11 protein-coding genes and 1 pseudogene are annotated in these 16,806 nt (G+C 61.7%); 2 read left to right on the forward strand and 10 right to left on the reverse strand.

The features are described from left to right. The 5 genes from B4E36_RS04285 to B4E36_RS04305 form a co-directional block, all read right to left on the reverse strand. Positions 1-6,375: filamentous hemagglutinin N-terminal domain-containing protein (locus tag B4E36_RS04285; RefSeq protein WP_345900021.1), on the reverse strand; the 6,375-nt coding region annotated here is incomplete at its 3' end. Between the two features lie 39 nt (positions 6,376-6,414). After that, positions 6,415-8,130 carry a ShlB/FhaC/HecB family hemolysin secretion/activation protein gene (locus B4E36_RS04290; RefSeq protein WP_292058622.1) on the reverse strand — a complete coding sequence of 572 codons (1,716 nt, stop codon included), beginning with the start codon at positions 8,128-8,130 and terminating at the stop codon, positions 6,415-6,417. Positions 8,131-8,134: 4 nt separating this feature from the next. Beyond that, positions 8,135-8,947, reverse strand: a complete 813-nt coding sequence (locus B4E36_RS04295) for a tetratricopeptide repeat protein (protein WP_292058624.1) — start codon at positions 8,945-8,947, stop codon at positions 8,135-8,137. Beyond that, complete coding sequence (locus B4E36_RS04300) at positions 8,944-9,432, reverse strand: invasion associated locus B family protein (RefSeq protein WP_345900022.1); 489 nt, start codon at positions 9,430-9,432, stop codon at positions 8,944-8,946. Before B4E36_RS04300 ends, B4E36_RS04295 begins: the two co-directional genes overlap by 4 nt. Positions 9,433-9,455: 23 nt before the next feature. Next, positions 9,456-10,265, reverse strand: a complete 810-nt coding sequence (locus B4E36_RS04305; RefSeq protein ID WP_345900023.1) for a tetratricopeptide repeat protein — start codon at positions 10,263-10,265, stop codon at positions 9,456-9,458. Between the two features lie 265 nt (positions 10,266-10,530). Here B4E36_RS04305 and B4E36_RS24285 point away from each other — a divergent pair. Further along, a pseudogene (locus tag B4E36_RS24285) lies at positions 10,531-10,632 on the forward strand (hypothetical protein); the annotation flags it as partial. On the opposite strand, the gene B4E36_RS04310 reads toward B4E36_RS24285, so the two are convergent. From B4E36_RS04310 to B4E36_RS04325, 4 genes are all read right to left on the reverse strand, one after another. After that, positions 10,610-10,840: a hypothetical protein gene (locus B4E36_RS04310; protein WP_292058631.1), complete on the reverse strand. Its 231-nt coding sequence runs from the start codon at positions 10,838-10,840 to the stop codon at positions 10,610-10,612. The pseudogene B4E36_RS24285 and the gene B4E36_RS04310 overlap by 23 nt on opposite strands. A gap of 152 nt (positions 10,841-10,992) precedes the next feature. Further along, complete coding sequence (locus B4E36_RS04315; protein WP_345900024.1) at positions 10,993-11,802, reverse strand: hypothetical protein; 810 nt, start codon at positions 11,800-11,802, stop codon at positions 10,993-10,995. Positions 11,803-12,063: 261 nt separating this feature from the next. Next, positions 12,064-12,666, reverse strand: a complete 603-nt coding sequence (locus B4E36_RS04320; RefSeq protein WP_292058633.1) for a TetR family transcriptional regulator — start codon at positions 12,664-12,666, stop codon at positions 12,064-12,066. Between the two features lie 8 nt (positions 12,667-12,674). After that, positions 12,675-13,886: an FAD-dependent monooxygenase gene (locus tag B4E36_RS04325; protein WP_292058634.1), complete on the reverse strand. Its 1,212-nt coding sequence runs from the start codon at positions 13,884-13,886 to the stop codon at positions 12,675-12,677. A 183-nt stretch (positions 13,887-14,069) separates the two neighbouring features. Between B4E36_RS04325 and B4E36_RS04330 the strand changes: the two genes are divergently transcribed. Next, entirely contained in the window at positions 14,070-15,230 is a 1,161-nt protein-coding gene (locus tag B4E36_RS04330) for an alpha/beta hydrolase (protein ID WP_292058635.1), read from the forward strand. 633 nt (positions 15,231-15,863) lie between these two features. Here B4E36_RS04330 and B4E36_RS04335 read toward each other — a convergent pair. Beyond that, positions 15,864-16,652 carry a class I SAM-dependent methyltransferase gene (locus B4E36_RS04335; protein ID WP_292058636.1) on the reverse strand — a complete coding sequence of 263 codons (789 nt, stop codon included), beginning with the start codon at positions 16,650-16,652 and terminating at the stop codon, positions 15,864-15,866. Between the last annotated feature and the right edge of the window lie 154 nt (positions 16,653-16,806).

The raw sequence follows: 16,806 nt of genomic DNA on the forward strand, positions 1-16,806 counted from the left end.
TTTCGCCGTGAGGCTGATATCGCCGTCAGCCGTTTGCAGCGACGCGCCCGCCGCCGTCAGATTGCCCTTTTCGGCGATGATGTCGAGATTGCCGCCGGCGGCAATCGACGCGCCCTCGTTGGTGACCTGTTCCTTTGTGTAGGACGAGCTTTTGGAGGAGAAGAAGCCCTTCTTCGACTTGCGCTCCTCATAGGTGTAGATGTCCTGGGCGGCGGCCAGAACCACATCGCCGCCGGCCGCCAGCTGCGCATTGCCGCCGGCATCGATCTGCGTGCCTTCCAGAAGCGCCGAGCCGCCGGCATTGGCGGTGAAATCGCCGCCGGTCTCAAGGCTTGTGACATGCGAGCGGTAGGAGGTGATGTCCCTGCCGTTCTTGCCGGAGCCCGAATGGATTTCCGCGGTTTCGGCAACGCTGGTCAACAGCAGGTCGCCGCCGGCCGACAGGCTGGTATCGCCGCCGACAACGCCTTCAAGACCGGCCAGTTCGAGATCGCCGGAGGTGATGATCGAAAGATCCCCGCCCGCCGTCAGAACCGAGGTTTCCTGCTGGACGGCATCGAGCGTGCCGGCGCCGCCGCGGTCGAAGTGGTATTCGGTTTCCCTGGCGCCGATCTTCACATTGCCGCCGGCGAAGATGCTGGCCGCATCGGCGACATCGATATCGACCGCCGTGCCGGTGAAATCGCGTCCGGCGACCACGGAGAGCGTGTTGGCGTCGATCTTCGTGCCGTCGAGCGTGATATCGCCAAGCGCCGTCAGCGCGGCTTCGCCGGTCTCGGCCGTGATCGCGCCTCCGGTGGCGTTGATGGTCCGGGCCGTCAGCGCCACGCTGTCGCGCGCGGCAATGCGGCCTTCGGTGTTGATCGTGCCGCCCGAAACGGTGACGTTTTCACCGGCGATCAGCGCGCCCTCCCCGGAAAGCGAGTTCTGCCACGCGCCGGGATAGACCGTGCGCATGCCGGAGCCGTCCGGCGCGGGAATGGAGACGGGACGGTCGAGATAATCGAGGTCGGGATTGCCATAGGGTCCGCCATTGGCGCGCGCGGCTTCCGCGCTGGGCTCCCTGTTATGGTTGATCAGCTCATCGCGGTATTGCAGCCGATCGACATCCATCATGTAGTTGGATGTGATGTAGTTGGAGAATTCGGTGAATTCCGGATTGGTTTCGGCCAGCGTGTTGATGCCCTGGGCGAGCAGTTCATTGACCGATTTGGTCGGCGTCAGGCCAGGAATGGATGGCGCAAGCGTCCCCGTCCCGCCGCCGGAACCCGACGGCCCGCCGCGATCGACGGTGTTGGCGCTGGAGGCGTATTTGCCCGGATCGACTGGGATGACAACCGGCGTGCCCGTGCCGGTATCGACGCCGTCACGATCGGCGCCCGACTGATAGTTGTCGGGGTCGAGCGGATCCACGTCCGGCGTGCCTGCACCGGTGTCGACCGTGGTTTCGGAGCCGGTGTCGCGGCCTTCCACCTTGCGGATGTCGTCGCCATTCCCTTCAACCGGAGCGGTGTAATCGTCGTTGCGCTTGTCGTGGAGTTCGAGGTTTTTTTCCGAAACATCCGGAATGCCATTCATCAGCGGGTCGCCGGCGGCGCGCTGCTCGGCAAGATAGGCGTTCATCTCGTCGATGACGTCCTGAAGCGACAGTTCCGACGTGGTCAGCGTGATATTGTCGAGATTGCCGTTGATCGCGACATTGCCGACCGCCTCGATGCGGCCGCCGAAAGTGTCGTAATAATCGACCTCGCCTTCGTGGCAGGTGAAGCAGTCGGGCTTCTTGTGCACCTCGACGAGAAGCTGGGTGGCGCCCAGCGCCTTGTTGGTGACCTGGTCGGCGGAAATCGCGATATTCTGTCCCGCCGACATGTTGGCATAGACGTTGGAGACGTCTTTCGCCTGGATATCGATTGAGCCGCCGGCGACGAATTCGGCGAGCGTGCCGTCATCGTTGAACCGGTCCTGATAGAGGATTTTCAGAATGTCGTAGCTGGCGCCGTCGCCGGCGTTCATCGCCGTCCAGACGTCGGTCGTATCCGCAAGCAGGGCGTTGGAATAGACGGTGACCAGTTCGCCTGTCGCCGGATCCGTCGTCTGGCTTTCGACAGTGAGCGCGTTTTCCGGGTTGAGAATGGCCTTGACGCTGTCGCTCACGCTGGTGCCGCCGGAGGCGAGCGTGAGCCAGAGATCGGCATAGGCGCGGGCATGTTCGGGCAGAACCGTGCCGTCGGCGGCAAAGATCGCCGGATCGACCATGGATTTGACGAGCGCGGCCGGGTCGGGCGTGCCATCGGCATTGGCCCGCGAATACATGTTTTCCCAAAGGGTGGCGAAACCGGATTGCAGCGCCGTTCCGCTTGGCGTCGTCACCGAGGGTTTGACGATGGTTCTGGCAGCAGCCGACAGCGTGCCGCCGCCATTGATCACATCCTCCCACAAGGCCGCATAGGCGCCGGCATAGGCGGGCAGGATGTTGCCATTGCCATCGAGATAGGCCTCGTCGATCAGCTTGTTGATCTGCTCCACCGGATTGGTGGGCTCGGCCTCGCCCTGTTCCAGCCAGCGGATGATCTGACTTGCAGCGATGGTGGGCGCAAGGCCCTGGTTGACCACCGCATCGGCCCGGATTGTCAGATCGCCCTGGAACGCCTCGATACGGCCCGTCTGGTTGCTGACGAGACTGGCGAAGCCCAGCCCTTCGTCACCGGCGAGCGTGACATCGCCATTGGCCCAGATGACGCCGCTGTTGTTGAGGATATTGTCGGCGTAAAGCGCCAGATCGCCGCCCGAAATCAGCGCCGCGACATTGGTGATCGTGCCGGCAGCATCCGCCACAAGTTGCCGGCCAGCCGAAACGGTGCCCGCATTGCCGATATCGCTCGTCGATTCCAGCCGAAGATTTTGCCCCTTCAGCGTCGCGTAATTGACCAGCCCGCCGTCTCTGGCAGACGCGGTCAGCCTGTCACCGGCAGCAATGATACCATTATTGACGGTCTTCCGGCCGCCGATCGCGATCTCGTTTCCATAGATCGCCGCGCCGGCGCGGTTGTCGAAATCGGTGGCGGCGGCAAGCCCGGCGTAGGAATGGCCGGTCAGCGTGCCACGATTGTCGATGCCGGCGGCGGACGTGATGTCGACCCTGTCGCCGATCAGCGTGGCGTGGTTGACGAAACCGCCGGCGCCGGCGGTGATGCCGACATTGCCGGAGGCTGCCAGCGCGCCCCGGTTTTCAACCAAGACGCCAGAGATGTCGAAATTCGTACCGGAAATCAGTGCGCCGGTCGCATTGATCAGGCTTTGTCCGGCTTTGAGCGTACCCGTTGCAGACGCGGCGATTTCGGCGCGGTTGATGACGTCGGTCGCGGCTGTCAGCGCGACATCGCCGCCGACCAGGCTGCCGTCATTTTCCAGCGCGCCGGAAAGCGCTGTCGCGGTCAGGCCGGAAGAAGCCTTGAGGACGCCGGCATTGGCTATATTGGCGGACGCGACATCAATCTCGTCGGCAAAAAACTGAGAGCCAGCCCCCGTCGAGAATTGCCCGCCGACCTGCATGTCAACCGTCTGCAAGGCGTCGACCTTGCCACTGTTGACGAAACCGCCGCCGATCGTCGCGGAGATGTCGGCATCGGAAATCAACACGCCGCGATTGGCGAAATTTCCGGCGGCATCAAGCGCCAGTTCGTCCAGCGCCATGACGACGCCGTTATTATCCATACCCCCGGAAACGTCGATCTCGACCCGCCCGCCCTTCAGGGTCATGTCATTGACCAGCCCGGCAGGTCCCGCCGAAACGGCCAGCAGGTCATCGGCCGAAACGACACCGGCATTGACGAACTTTTCGGCGGAAAGATCGATTTGCGCGCCGTAGACCGCCCCTCCGCTCAGGTTGTCCATATCCGATCCCGCCGTCAGGGTCGCCGTGTCGCGGCCGGTGATCGAACCGGAATTACCGATTGCGCCCGTCGAGGAGAGCGAGAGCGCATCCGCGATCAACGCGCCGCTATTGGCAAGGCCGCCCGCGCCTGCGGTCACCGTGACCGCGCCGGAACCGGAGATCGCGCCGCGCGTGTCGACCGTCACCGCATCGATGGAGAGGTCGCCGCCGGAAAGGGTCGAGCCGTTCGCCGTGAAGAACGCCCGCCTCGCCGTCAGCACGCCTTCACCTGCCGCGGCGATCTCCGCGCGGTTGACGAGATCGGTTGCCGCGGCGAGCGAGACATCGCCGCCGATCAGGCTGCCGTCATTTACCAGCGCCCCATACAGGGCGGATAGGGCAAGCGTTTCTTCAGCCTTGACGACACCCTGATTGGCGATGCGGCCTCCCTGGAGGGTGATGTCGTTGCCGAAGACTTCCGAGCCCGCTGCGCCGGCATATTCGCGCGCTGTGACCGTAACCGTGCCGGCGTCGATCTGACCGCTGTGGCGCATGTCGCCGGCGGCGGCAATATCGAGCGTGCCGGCGGTTAGCGACCCCGTCGTTTCGAGATAGCCGCTTGCCACGGCGATCGCCATCAGCCCGTCGGCTGACAGGTCGCCTGCAAGCGCGATGTCATTGGCGGCAAGCGCCAACGACCCGGCGGAAAGCCGCAGCGCGTCGGTCCCCGCGATGGTTGCGGCATCGACCGTCATCGGACCATTTATGCCGAACCGGCCGCCAAGCTTGGCGGCGCCGACGCTGTCGACATCGAGACTTTGGGCAAAGATCTCCGCGTCGTCGCCAAAGGTGAACTGGCCGGCGACAATGGTCACCGGACCGCCGATATCGGCCAGGCCGTTTATCAGGCCATACTCCCGCGCCGTCACATTCAGCGCTGCGGCTTCGAACCGGCTCGTCTCCGTCGCCTCGAGCAGACGGGCATCGATGCCGATATCCTGGACGGCTTTCAGCTCGCCTTGAAGCGCAAGCGTATCGCTGGCGATCGCCAGTGACCGCGCCGACAGCAGCGATTGCGGTCCCATGGACATCTTCTGCCCGGCGGCAAGATTGAGCGTGTCAGCGGCCTGCGCCTTGCCATTGAGGACGAGACTTTCGGCAACGCCTATGGAGATGTTTTCGGCGACGAGTTCCGACCGGACACCCGTGCTTGCGCCACGCGCGGCAATCCGCAAATCGCCCGTCGCGCTGATCCGGCCATTGATCTCCGCGGACTGGGCGGCCGACACGGAAACGTTCGAACCCGACAACACGGCCTTTTCGGCCACCGAAACGCCGTCATTGAGAGAGCGAATCTCCAGGCTGTTACGCGCATCGATGGCCGCGGCGATGCTGGCAAGGCCGGCGCTTTCCAGAACCACCGCGCCGCCCGACGCCTCGCCGTTGAAGGTCAGCGCCCCTTCGGAGGTTCTGATATCGATCAGATTGCCGTCCTCGGATGTAATCGCGCCTTCCAGAAGAACAGGCCCGCGATTGCGGATCTGGATCTTCTTCTTCGCCTTGATTTCCGGGACATGCCCGCCTTGCGGCGCGCCCAGCGTCAGCCGGCCGTCGGACCGCAGCCCGATATTGCCGGCCGATGCGAGCTTGCCGTTCAAACGCACGCCGACGCCGTTTTCGGTCGCGACCATGCTGATCGCATTGGCATACATGCCGCCGAGTGCGGCCACATCGACTGCCAGCGCCGGAGCGGTGCCCTCGCCCGCCTGCTCCGTGACGCCGTGGATCTCGCCGGTTTCGGGATCGTATGACCAGTCGTAATCGACCCGGTTGGCGCCGGCGATCACATTCAGGCTGTCGGCGCGCATCTTGCCGTAGATTTCGGCGGCGCGGGCAATCAGGTCGACGCGCGCCGTATCCGAGAGCGAAAGCCGGTCTTCGGGATTGAGGCCACCGGCTCCGATCAGCACGCTGCCCTTGCGGACATCGAAGCCTTCAAGCCCGCCATTGCCGGAAAAGATCGGCTTGCCGGTGGTCAGCGTGGCCCGGTCGGTGTTGATGAAGCCGCAGCCGTCGCATGTCACGCCATATTCATTGGCGAGAATGACATCCATTTTCCGGCCGCCGACTTCCAGGATGCCGTTCAGTTCGGTGCGCGATCCGCCAATGACCTCGCCGATCCAAAGTCCGGCTTCCCGACCGGGCCTGAGGTTCGGATTGCCTTCGATCCAGCCGCCAAGCAGCGTGTCGACATTGGTCGCCGAGTTGTTGAGGATCAGGTCGTCGGCCGAAAAGCGGGTATAGGTGTCGTGGGAGACGCCGGCGCCGTTCGGCGTGCCGATATTCAAAACAGGGGTACCGTTATAGGCCCGGTCGAGATGCGGCCGCGGTCCGTTGTCAGGGCCGATGACCTGAATGTCCTGCGCATAAAGGAGAACCGGCTGCAGCGTAAGAACGCCGGCCAATATCCAGGAGAGGGCTTTTGCAAGAAATTTGGTCATCACAAACATTCCTCGGCGCCGGAAGACCGGCCTTTCAGGTCAGAATCTCACGTTCATGTCCGCGTAGAACACGGTTCTTGCCGCCTCGAAGGCGGGTTCGGCATTGGGGGGATTCGTGTCCGGCCGGCTGAGCGCCTGGCCTACGGCAAGCCTTGCCGTGACATGATCGCCAAAGGCGAAGTCGGCGCCCAGGCTGGCGCCAACCAGATAGTTTTGCGACCACTGGCGCAGGGTCGAGGGCGCGACATAGCCCGCATCGAGCCCGGCATTGAGCGCGACGGAGAAGCTGTCGTTCTCATAGGCGTTCCATTCCAGCGTGTTGCGCAGGTAAAAGCCGCTATCGCCATACATGCTGTCGTCGTGGAAACCGCGCACCGTCGACCAGCTTCCGATCGAGAACTGCTCGATGCCCGGCAGCACGTCGCTGGAGTACTGGCCGACCAGTTGGCCGATATAGGCAACCCCGCTGTCGCCGAATTCATGCCGGTAATTGAATTCGCCCTCGATCAACGCGAAATTCGGATCGACAATGCTCTTGTCGAAGACATAGGCGTCGAGCGCGTCGACGCCGAAAACCATGCCTAGCTCCCAGTCCATCCGGTCCTCGACATAGCGGACATCGCCGCGCAGGCCGAGCGAGCCGATGGTCAGATGCCGCCGCTGGGTTTCGATTTCGTAGCTGTCGATAAAGGTGCGCGTGCGCGTAAGCTTCAATCCGCCATAACCGTAAAGGCGAAAACTCTGGCCGCGCGCCAGGAGCCGCTCGGCATCGGCCGAGACATAGTAAGACTCGCCTTCCAGCGGATAGGATTCGTTGATCCCGGGGACCACGAAGAAATAGGGGCTGGCGCCGCCGTCGATCGAGAACAGCCAGTTGCGATAGGGCACGGACCAGCTCACCGCAAAAGAATCCGCGTATTTCTGCGACCGGTCTTCCAGAAGCGTCGAACTGGCTTCGATATTGAGCTGGTCGTTCAGGCCGAAAAGATTGTCATAACCGAAACTGATGCCGGCTTCGGCTTCGCCGGTGGAATCATAGCCGTCATTGTTGATGCCGAATTCGAAATACCAGGGCTTGGTCTCCTCGAGCTTGACCTGAACGAAGGAGCCGCCGGCCTCCTCGCCGGGGATCAGTTCGAACGTCGCCCTTGCCGAACGCGGGCCGTTGATATTGTCGAGACCCTGTTCGAGTTCGCGCAGCGACAGCAGATCGCCGCGACTGCCCGGAAAGGCCGCTCGGATCCGGTTGTCGGCCTGACGGCCATCGGCATAGACATAACCTTCCAGCCGGCCCGGCACGATGGTGATCTCCAGCGACCCGTCGGCGACATCCTGCTCGGGCACATAGGCTCTGGTGGTGATGTAGCCCTCGGCGCGGTAGTATTCGTTTATCGTATTCAGGCTGCCGGCGATATCGGCGGCGGTGGCGCAGGTCCCCACCAGCCTGTCATAGCCTTCGGGTTTTTCGGAGAAGGCTTCGAAACCCTGCAGGATGATGCTTCTGATCTGGAAGCAGGGGCCTCCGGGCGCGGGCGATGCCTGTGCCGGCGTGGTCTCCGGTTGCCCGCTTGCCGGCGCGCGGTCCGATTGCCGCATGCGCCGTTCGTCCTGGGACTCGCCGAAGGCACGGTTTTCCCGCTCGACGGCCCGCGCCGCGCCATCGGTCCCGGGAAATGACTGGGCGGATGCCGGAATGTCTGTACCGGCGATGCCGGCCAGAACGGCGGAAAGAAAAAGGGTCCCCCTTTGCCGCATCGCCTCAGCCCCCCTGACTTTCGCGCGTGCCGCGGAAGTTGCGGGCCTTTTCTTGCGCCCGCGCGATATCGTCGGCATCCATCGTCGCCGTCAGCGCCTGCAACGCCTCGCCCGCACCGGGATGACCGCGCGCGGCGGCAAGGTTCAGATAGGCGTGGGCATCGATGCGCACGCTATCATGCGTTTCCTGCGTCGCGTCGCGCAGTGTGATCCTTGCCATCTCGAAAAGACCGACCGCATTGCCAAGCGCCGCCGAGCGCTCGAAATAGCGCCGCTCCTGCTGGCGCTGACCATGGTCACGCGCCATGCCGCCAAGCGTGTTGAGCGCAAGCACGTGATCGTCCTCCGCAGCCACGCGAAACAGGGTTGCCGCCCGGGTGCGGTCTTTTTCGACGCCATCGCCCTCCAGATAGAGCTTGCCCAGATTGAACGCCGCATTGGCGTCGCCCTGCACAGCCGCATGTTCAAAGAACACAGCCGCCGCTTGCGGGTCGCGCGCAACACCGGCTTCGCCGCGCCAGTAGACCAGCCCCATGCGATTGAGCGCGGGCGCAAACGACGCCTCGGCAGTCTTTCGGTAAAGCGCAAGCGCGGCCTTTTCATCCGCCGCGCCGCCCAGTACGCCTTCCAGCATGCGTGCCAGAAGGAAACCGGCTTCGGCATTGCCGTCCTCGAAAGCTTCCGCAAAATATCCGCGCGCAGCGGAATGATCGCCCGCGGCAAAGGCCCGGCGTCCATCCTCCAGCCCATCAGCCAGGGCCAATGGCGCCCCCATGAAGGCCAGGACCCCGAAAACAAGGACAACAAGCCGGCTCATCCGGTCACCTTCGCGCGATATTCGGCATAAGCCGCGGAAAAGCCTCGGAGAGACATGTCGAAATCGACCGCCCGGTCCTTTGCCGTCCAGACCCGGAAACCGGCGTCGAGCCCCTTGCGGAAGGCCGAGAGGACAGCGCCTGAAAGCCGGAAACCCGCATGGCAGCTCTCCCGGTCGCAGACTTCATAAAGAACCTTGAAGGGATGCCCGCCGTCGATGCGGATTTCGATGCCGTTCGCCAGATAGACGCCCAGCGGCGCGCTGGCCACCGCATAGTCGGTCGCTCCGTCTTTCGCCGGCGCAATGCTCAGCAGGAAAACCGGATCCCCCTCGCCCGCAGCCGCGCTCTGCGCCATCTGGCACGTGTGATCGCCCGCTGTGGCGCAAATCAGCTCCCAATCACCAAAGGATTCAACCTGAGGAGGTTTGCCCTCTTGCGAGAAAACAACTCTGGGGAGTAGTGACAGGCACACCGCGCCTGTCACCAGTAAAAAACGCTGCATCGTGCTTATCCCGCTGAACCGATGGGAACAGCCTTCCAGGTGCGGGAAAAGGCCTGCGCTGTTTCGAGAGACTGCGGGTCCATGCGCGTTTCCAGCCTATCGCGCAGAAGCCGCGCTTCATCGAGGCCGCGAACAGCGGCCAGATTGGCATAGGCATAGGCCAAAGCGATATCCGGCTCGACGCCGGCGCCGGCTTCATAGGCGCGCGCGACCTCCAGCAGGCCGAGCGGATTGCCCGCCGCGGCCGTTATCGAAAACTGCCGGAACGCTTCTTCCGGATCGGCAGCCACGCCCTCGCCATCGCGGTAGGCCATCGCCAGATAGTTGATTGCCGCAACATGACCGTCTGCGGCCGCTTCCTGCCAATAGCCCGCGGCCTTGATCGGGTCCTGATCGACGCCCTTACCCTCTGCATAAAGCAACCCGCAATTGAACAACCCATTGGGGTATCCACCCTCGGCGGCCTGGCAAATCAATTCTGCCGCGCGGGCATAATCCTGCAGAACAAAGGTCCCATTGAGATACATGAGGCCGAGCCTGTTCTGTGCCTTAAGGCTTCCCTTTTCGGATGCGACGGCATAAAGCGCAGCGGCCCGGCGCATATCCTGATCCGTACCAAGGCCCATCTCAAAAAGACGACCGATATAGAACGCACCATCCGGATCTCCGGTTTCATATGCGCTTTCAAAGGCCTCGACAGCGCCTCGGATATCACCGGCCTCAAGCTTCTTTATTCCGCCATCGGTGTCTGCATGAGCTATGTCCGCTATCCCGCAGACCAGACTCACCACAAAAAGGTAACGCATCAGCATCATCAATAACCACTCTCATAGGATGTCATGATGCTTCTACACAATCTAGTCGCCGGTCGTAAACCTCAATTTAGACGAGAAACACAAACTTTTTCTCGCGATTTGGGCATCCCGTTCATCGAGCGTTCACAAATCCAAGGTTGTGCCATCCTGCGACCAGTGAAGCAACTCCCAAGATGGCATGGTCAAGTCAACGGAATGTGGCACTTGATGTCCGAATGACGGCTATGACAGACGGTGATCCGCGATATCGTCGCCATCTCTTCCCCCATCCGGCGTCGGCAAAACAGAAACGGCGCTTGAGATCGCGCGCCAGCTTTTCGGCGGCGAGCAGTTCCTGACCACGATCAACATGTCGGAATATCAGGAGGAGGTGAGCGCCTGATTCCATAAATTATGGCCGCTACCGCCACGGCCATCGGTACCCAGAAATGGATGAGGCCGATCTGGCTCCAGACGCTGAACTCCTCATGGCATCCGGTGGGGTTCATCCCGCAGCCCAGGGGCACGAAATAGGAGAACCACACGAATGTTCCGATGAGGAGCAGGATGCCGAACAACAGGGAGAGTATTTTCATGAGTGCTTGCCTTGCATACTTACCGTCCAGCGCCGCGATCGTTCGCTGGGGTGGCCTGGCTGTCGATCGCTCACGCGTCGAGCAAAAGCGAGAGATCCCGTTTCAATTTGCCCGCAAACCTGTCGCAGGCAATCCGCTGCTTCCCTCACGCGCTATCCCGCGAATTCGGTGGCGCGATGGTACATGCTCACGAGGCGGCGGCGGAACGCCTGGCGCTGGTCATAGTCGGCGACGGAGGCTGCCCGGCTCAGGTCCTCGCATTGTCCCGCAAATCCCACGGCCTCGACGTCCTCTGCACAACGGCCGAGCCAGCGCGCGGATTGCGCGACCGCCCTTCTGTGGATTTCCAGCGCCCGGTCGCACAGCACCGGCATGTCGTCGCTGCAGCCCATCGCGAAGGCCAAATAGGCGATATACTCGGGCTGCCATATTTCTTCGTCCACGCCCATCTCGTCCGCGTTGGGAATGCTGTCGGCGAGAATTTTGCACCCGTCTCCGTCGATGAACGGCGCGGGATTGTGCAGGAAGCATGCGCGCGAAAGCTCCGCAAAGGCCCGATCGATCCGCGGCTCTCCAGTGAGGCCGTTGCGATAGATGATGCCCAGATATTTGCAGGCATAGGGACCGATCCCGACATCGTCGGAGCCGCACACCCTTTCCATCCTCTCCTGCGCGGCTTCATAGTCGCGAAGCGCGACGTTCAGGAAATAGATCTTGCCGGCCTCATAACAGCCGCCCACCTGAAAGCCCGCGCTGCATGACGCTTCATACGCAGCAAGCGCCGCCTGCGCATCCCCGCGCTTTTCCGCCACCACGCCGGCCCGCCAGAAACTGTCCACGTTGGCGTCAGGCGTGCAGTCCAGAATGGTCTGTTCGCCCGTCGATACTCCGGCGCTTTGCGTCGGCTCGGCGGCCGAAGCGCCCGTGACAACTGCCCCAGTCATCATCAAAAAGGCCGCCAAGATTGATCGCATTTTTTCTCCCAGTCAGCGGTTCGGTCTTGCCGGACGCTCGCCCCCTGCGCCGCGCTATATTCCAGAGACGGCCCGCTGCTTCCACATATCGCGTTTAAAGGCGGTTCAGAAGCAATCTGGAAGCGAAACGCAGCGGTTTATAGCTTGGGCAGGCAAAGCTCGACCCCGTAACGAGTTCCCACCTTTTATAGCCTTCGCCTCGCTGCCTGTCACACCAATCGGCTTGATCTCAACCTGGAAGTCCCAATCCTACTCGGTGGCGATGTCTTCAACACGGAACTGTACCATGACCTGCCTGACCATATCACTCAGCGAGCCTTCATCGCGGTCGAGCCATAATTCGACAGCTGCGTGAATGGCGGCAATCACCACCGCAGCGGCGAGACGTGGCGCCAGGTGCGTCGCGGGATCGACCCCCGCCCGTCGGCCAATTTCCGAGGCGATTTCCTGTTCGATCGACCTATCAGCCTTGGCCGCCTCGGCGAAGAGCGAAGGCTCCGCACGGATGAGACGCGCGCGCGCGATCCAGTCGCGGTCGGGCTCTTCCTCGAAGAGCGCGACCACCGTAGAACGAAGGGCGTCATGAAGGGCAAGCCCGTCGGGCTGGCTGCTCAGGATTTCGCACAGTTGCTCGGCTCGTATCGTCGCGCTTCCGACAATTGCGGCTTCCTTGCTCGGAAAGTAATTGTTGAACGTACGCGGGGAAACATCCGCCTCGGCGGCGATATCCTCGATACGCACGTGCGAGACGCCGCGTTCGAGCGCAAGGCGAAGGGCGACATCGCTGAGTTTGGCGCGCAGGGCGCGCTTCTTGCGCTCGCGCAGTCCGATGGGGGGAATACCAGTGTTCATGCCGCTGATTATACCCGGGCCGAAGAGAAAGTGTATGTGCGAAGGACGTCTGCACTGTCGGATTTCCAGCGCGACAAGACGCCCGTCAACGGCGATGACAGGAACAGATTGCGCGCAAGAATTCCGGCTCGCGTCCGCGGAACGGTAATGCCGGTGAACAGTTGCGATTGTTTCAGCTGGACCAGAGGACGCTGCGCCGCCTCGTATCGCGCCAGAGTGGAGGCGGAAATACCGCCCTCTGCCAGTTCTCCCGCAAGCCGGTAGGCGCCGGTCAGCGCCAGCAGTGCGCCGGCGCCAGAGGCCGGAGACGCGCAATAGGCCGCGTCGCCCACCAGCACCACGCGGCCATGCGACCAGGACGACATCTTGGTCTGGGCCAGGGCATCAAAATAGAAGTTCTCGGCATTGTCCGCAGCATCGAGCAGGGAAGGCACATGCCATTCCATGCCGGCGAAGGCTTCGCGCAGCAGGCGGCGCTGTGCCGCGACGTCGCGATGGTGGTAGGCAAGCGGCCGCTCGCTCCGGAACATGAAGGTGATCTGCCCCTCCCCTGCGCCGGCGCGGTATACGGCCGCGGAGCGGCCCGGCTCATTGAAAAAGGTGGTCCAGCCAGGTTCGCCGATATCCATATCGGCGGCCACGGAGGCAAAATAATGCTGGCAGAACTCCACGAAGCTTTCCTCCGGGCCGAAGACGATCCGACGGATTGCCGAATGCAAACCATCCGCCCCGATGACAAGATCGAAGCGCCTCTGCGCACCGCTGTGAAACGTCACATCGACGCCCTGTTCATCCTGCGCAAGCGCTGCCACCGCATCGTTGAAAATATACGCCACATCCGCATGGGTGGCCCGGTAAAGCAGCGCCGACAAGTCACCGCGGGTGATCTCGACATCTTCCGACCCAACCATTTTCTCCAGCCCTGCTGTAGCGATCCGCGCCCGCTGCCGGTCGCGCGCATCAACGAAGCGAAGGCCCTCAACGTGAACGGCCCGTTCCCGCACCGCCGCGTCAAGACCCATGCGGTCGATGACCGCCAGAGCCTCGGCGCGAATGTCGACGCCGTTGCCGCCCTGGCGCAGCGCGCTGGCCTGTTCGACGACTGTCACGTCGAACCCGGCCCGCACGAGCCAGAATGCTGCGGCTGGACCTGCAATGCTGGACCCTGAAATCAAGATTGCCGGTTTTGGCATGAGACACAACTCCTGAAGGTTTCGCATGCTTTCTCCCATAAAATTGCACATATAGCAATATTACTATTTAAGCAAACTTGCGTGATACGCACTTTTATGCAAGGAGTGTTTTCGCAAAGACCTCCCCATGGCTCCCGTGCCGGACAGAACGGCACCCACACCGGGCCGGTCTCTGAGAAAACCCAGGCTGTTGCTTAAGGAGCAGATACGATGACTATTGAATTCAGCCACTGGCCCCAAAATTACGGAAAGTCATTCCAGGTCACCAAGATCCTCGGCCTTGCCTCGCTCGGCTTCGCTGATGTCACGGAGATCTTCGAGGCGTGCAAGAGGATCGACCCCGCGATCGACGAGACATGGGTCAGGGAGTGGCGTGCCACCGCGGAGGCTGTGGAACGGCATGGCCGGGAGGCCGAGGCAGCCGGAAACTGGCTCTCCGCGCGCGATGCCTATGCGCGCGCCTGCAATTACATCAGAACCGCGGAATTCATGGTGAAGGACGACGAGACGGAGAAGCTGCGCATGATCCGCAAGTCGCAGGAGCTTTTCGAAGCCGCTGGACAATATTTCAATGTCAGGCCCGAAAAGGTGCAGGTCCCCTATGAGGATGTTCTGCTTGACGGCTATTTCTTCTCGCCGCACTGGATAAAGGAGCCGAAACCGACGCTGTTTGCCCTGAACGGCGGCGAAGAACACTCCACGGAGAATTATTTCAATCTCGGCCCGGCCTTCATCGCCAGCGGCTACAATTTCTTCGTTTATGATCAGCCGGGGACGGGGCTTTCGCTTTACGAGAAGGGCAAGACCCGCCGCGCCGACAGCGAGGCTTTTCATTCCAGGGCGATCGATTTCCTTCTCACGCGGCCGGAGGTGGATCCAGACAGGATCATCGTGTTCGGAGAGAGCTTCTCCGGCTACGATTCCCTGCGCTTCGCCGCCTTCGACCAGCGCATCGCCGCCGTCGTCTCGGATGGCGGCACCCACAAGTTCGACTGGCCGGCCATGCTCAAATGGATGCCGCCGAGCCTTGCCGCCCATGGACTGCGAATCCTCGGTGCAGAAAGCCTGGAGGATTTCGCCAACAATCCCCGCTTTGCCTATGATCTTGAGGGCGTCCTGCACCAGATCGAATGCCCGCTCCTGGTCGTTCACGGCGCGGAAGAGGCCCTGGTGCAGCCCAATCCGCTCAAGCAGGCCCTGACGAATTTCGAACAGGCCGGCTCCAGCAACAAGACGTTTTTCCCGATCGAGGATCGTCGCCTCGGTGGACTGGAGCACTGCCAGGTCGACAACAAGCATGTTGCCCGCGAAGTGGTATTGAACTGGCTTTGCTCCATCGGCCTCGGCCCGTCGGCGCCGCGCCCCGCATAACCGGGCCCCATCAGCCTGGTCTGGCCGGTCCGATTTCTGTTCGGGCCGGCCAACAAAGAAATTCTATTTTTATGTTGGGCTTGGCTCTCTAGCAATGATTGCTTGCAACAGTGTCTGCAGAAGTCTACACGCATTTCCACCGCGATTTGCGCCTTGCGGGCATCCCAAATGACTGCGGCCAAGCTGGTTATCTGTATCAGGTTTTGAAGGGACTCGGACCAGCGACCCCTTTTCCAGGCGTTTCATCCGCGAAAAATGCTCGTGCCCAAACACCAGCTTGGTCCCGGAGGGACAAAGCAATTGAGTCGGCAAGCCGCCAGTTTGATTTTGGAGCGTAGCGCCTGACAAATCGTCATTCCGCTTGTGAACTTCGAGATGGACATGGCGTTTGTGCGACCGTTCTGTCTGCTAAACGGCTCGTGATGCTCTGTTTACGGGTAAGTCGCTTTCTTTTGACTTGGGCGTCAACATCGTGCTCGCTTTGCGGGCCGCAAATGGTTCGAGTCGAGTGCATGCAACAAGGTCGATGCGCTAGGGCCGTTTGCCGCAGGAATTCTTCTTGAAGACCGCGTTGGCTGCAACTCTCAGCCTCTTTTTCCGATCAGCGCGGCGAGAGCCGGCAGCGGCTCGTTCCTATCGGTTTGGCTTCTCGGCGCAGATGGCGAAGCGTTCCTGGAACATTCGGTCGAGACCGCGCATGAAAGGCATCTTGCGGGCCTGTGCCCAGTGGATATCGGTAAGCTTGCGGTCGATGACGATGTTTTCGAAGCCTGCTTCCTCCAGCAGTCCGGCCACCGCGCTGGCCGGCATTTGGCCGGAGAAATAAACCCGCGTCCTGATATCGCGGAGCCGCTCTGCCATATCTGCGCTCAGCGGCCCGGAGGCCTCCTTGCCGGTCGTGCGGGCCCAGAACGCCTGCAAACCCTTCACCCAGGTAACCTTGCCCATATTCCCGTCGACGATCAGAACCTTGCCGCCGGGCTTGAGCAGCGAGAACCATTCGCGAAACGCTGCCGGCGGATCGACCAGCGTCCAGACCAGATGCCGGTTTGTGATCACGTCATAGGCTCCAGGTTGCTCCAGCGTGTTTTCCGCGTCTCCCGTGATGAACCGTATATCGGCCTTGCGGCTTTCCGCCTTGGCGCGCGCGAGAGCGAGCATGGTATCGGACCAATCCAGGCCCGTGACCGAGAAGCCGAGGTCATGCAACAGATGCGAGATCACCGCCGTTCCGCAGGCAAGGTCCAGGGCGCGGCGTCCCTGGCCTTCGCCGAGATGCTTTCGAATAAGTCGCTGCCAGCCTCGTCTTTCGGCATCCGAAAAAATCTCGTGGCCGACGCTCTGATCGAAGGTTCCGGCTCTTTCCGACCAGTAGTCGCGGATTTCATCGCGGATGGAATAATTGCTCTTCAACTCGTTCATCAGGCGCTCGCGAAACTCTAACTCTTTGGAAAAGCTCTAAAACATAAAACTTGATTCAACAAGTCATGTTTTATAAGCCTCAATTCATTCGCTGCAATGAGGGAGTTTTCCAGAATGAATTTGGTGAAATTGTTTGCAGGCTCAACGGTCGCCG

The organism is Martelella sp. UBA3392 (assembly GCF_002358775.1).
Classification (GTDB): Bacteria; Pseudomonadota; Alphaproteobacteria; order Rhizobiales; family Rhizobiaceae; genus Martelella; species Martelella mediterranea.

Coding starts and splice junctions, on each gene's coding strand:
- B4E36_RS04290 (WP_292058622.1), bottom strand. CDS start 8,130: ATGCGGCAAAGGGGGACCCTTTTTCTTTCCGCCGTTCTGGCCGGCATC.
- B4E36_RS04295 (WP_292058624.1), bottom strand. CDS start 8,947: ATGAGCCGGCTTGTTGTCCTTGTTTTCGGGGTCCTGGCCTTCATGGGG.
- B4E36_RS04305 (WP_345900023.1), bottom strand. CDS start 10,265: ATGATGCTGATGCGTTACCTTTTTGTGGTGAGTCTGGTCTGCGGGATA.
- B4E36_RS04310 (WP_292058631.1), bottom strand. CDS start 10,840: ATGAAAATACTCTCCCTGTTGTTCGGCATCCTGCTCCTCATCGGAACA.
- B4E36_RS04320 (WP_292058633.1), bottom strand. CDS start 12,666: ATGAACACTGGTATTCCCCCCATCGGACTGCGCGAGCGCAAGAAGCGC.
- B4E36_RS04325 (WP_292058634.1), bottom strand. CDS start 13,886: ATGCGAAACCTTCAGGAGTTGTGTCTCATGCCAAAACCGGCAATCTTG.
- B4E36_RS04330 (WP_292058635.1), top strand. CDS start 14,070: ATGACTATTGAATTCAGCCACTGGCCCCAAAATTACGGAAAGTCATTC.
- B4E36_RS04335 (WP_292058636.1), bottom strand. CDS start 16,652: ATGAACGAGTTGAAGAGCAATTATTCCATCCGCGATGAAATCCGCGAC.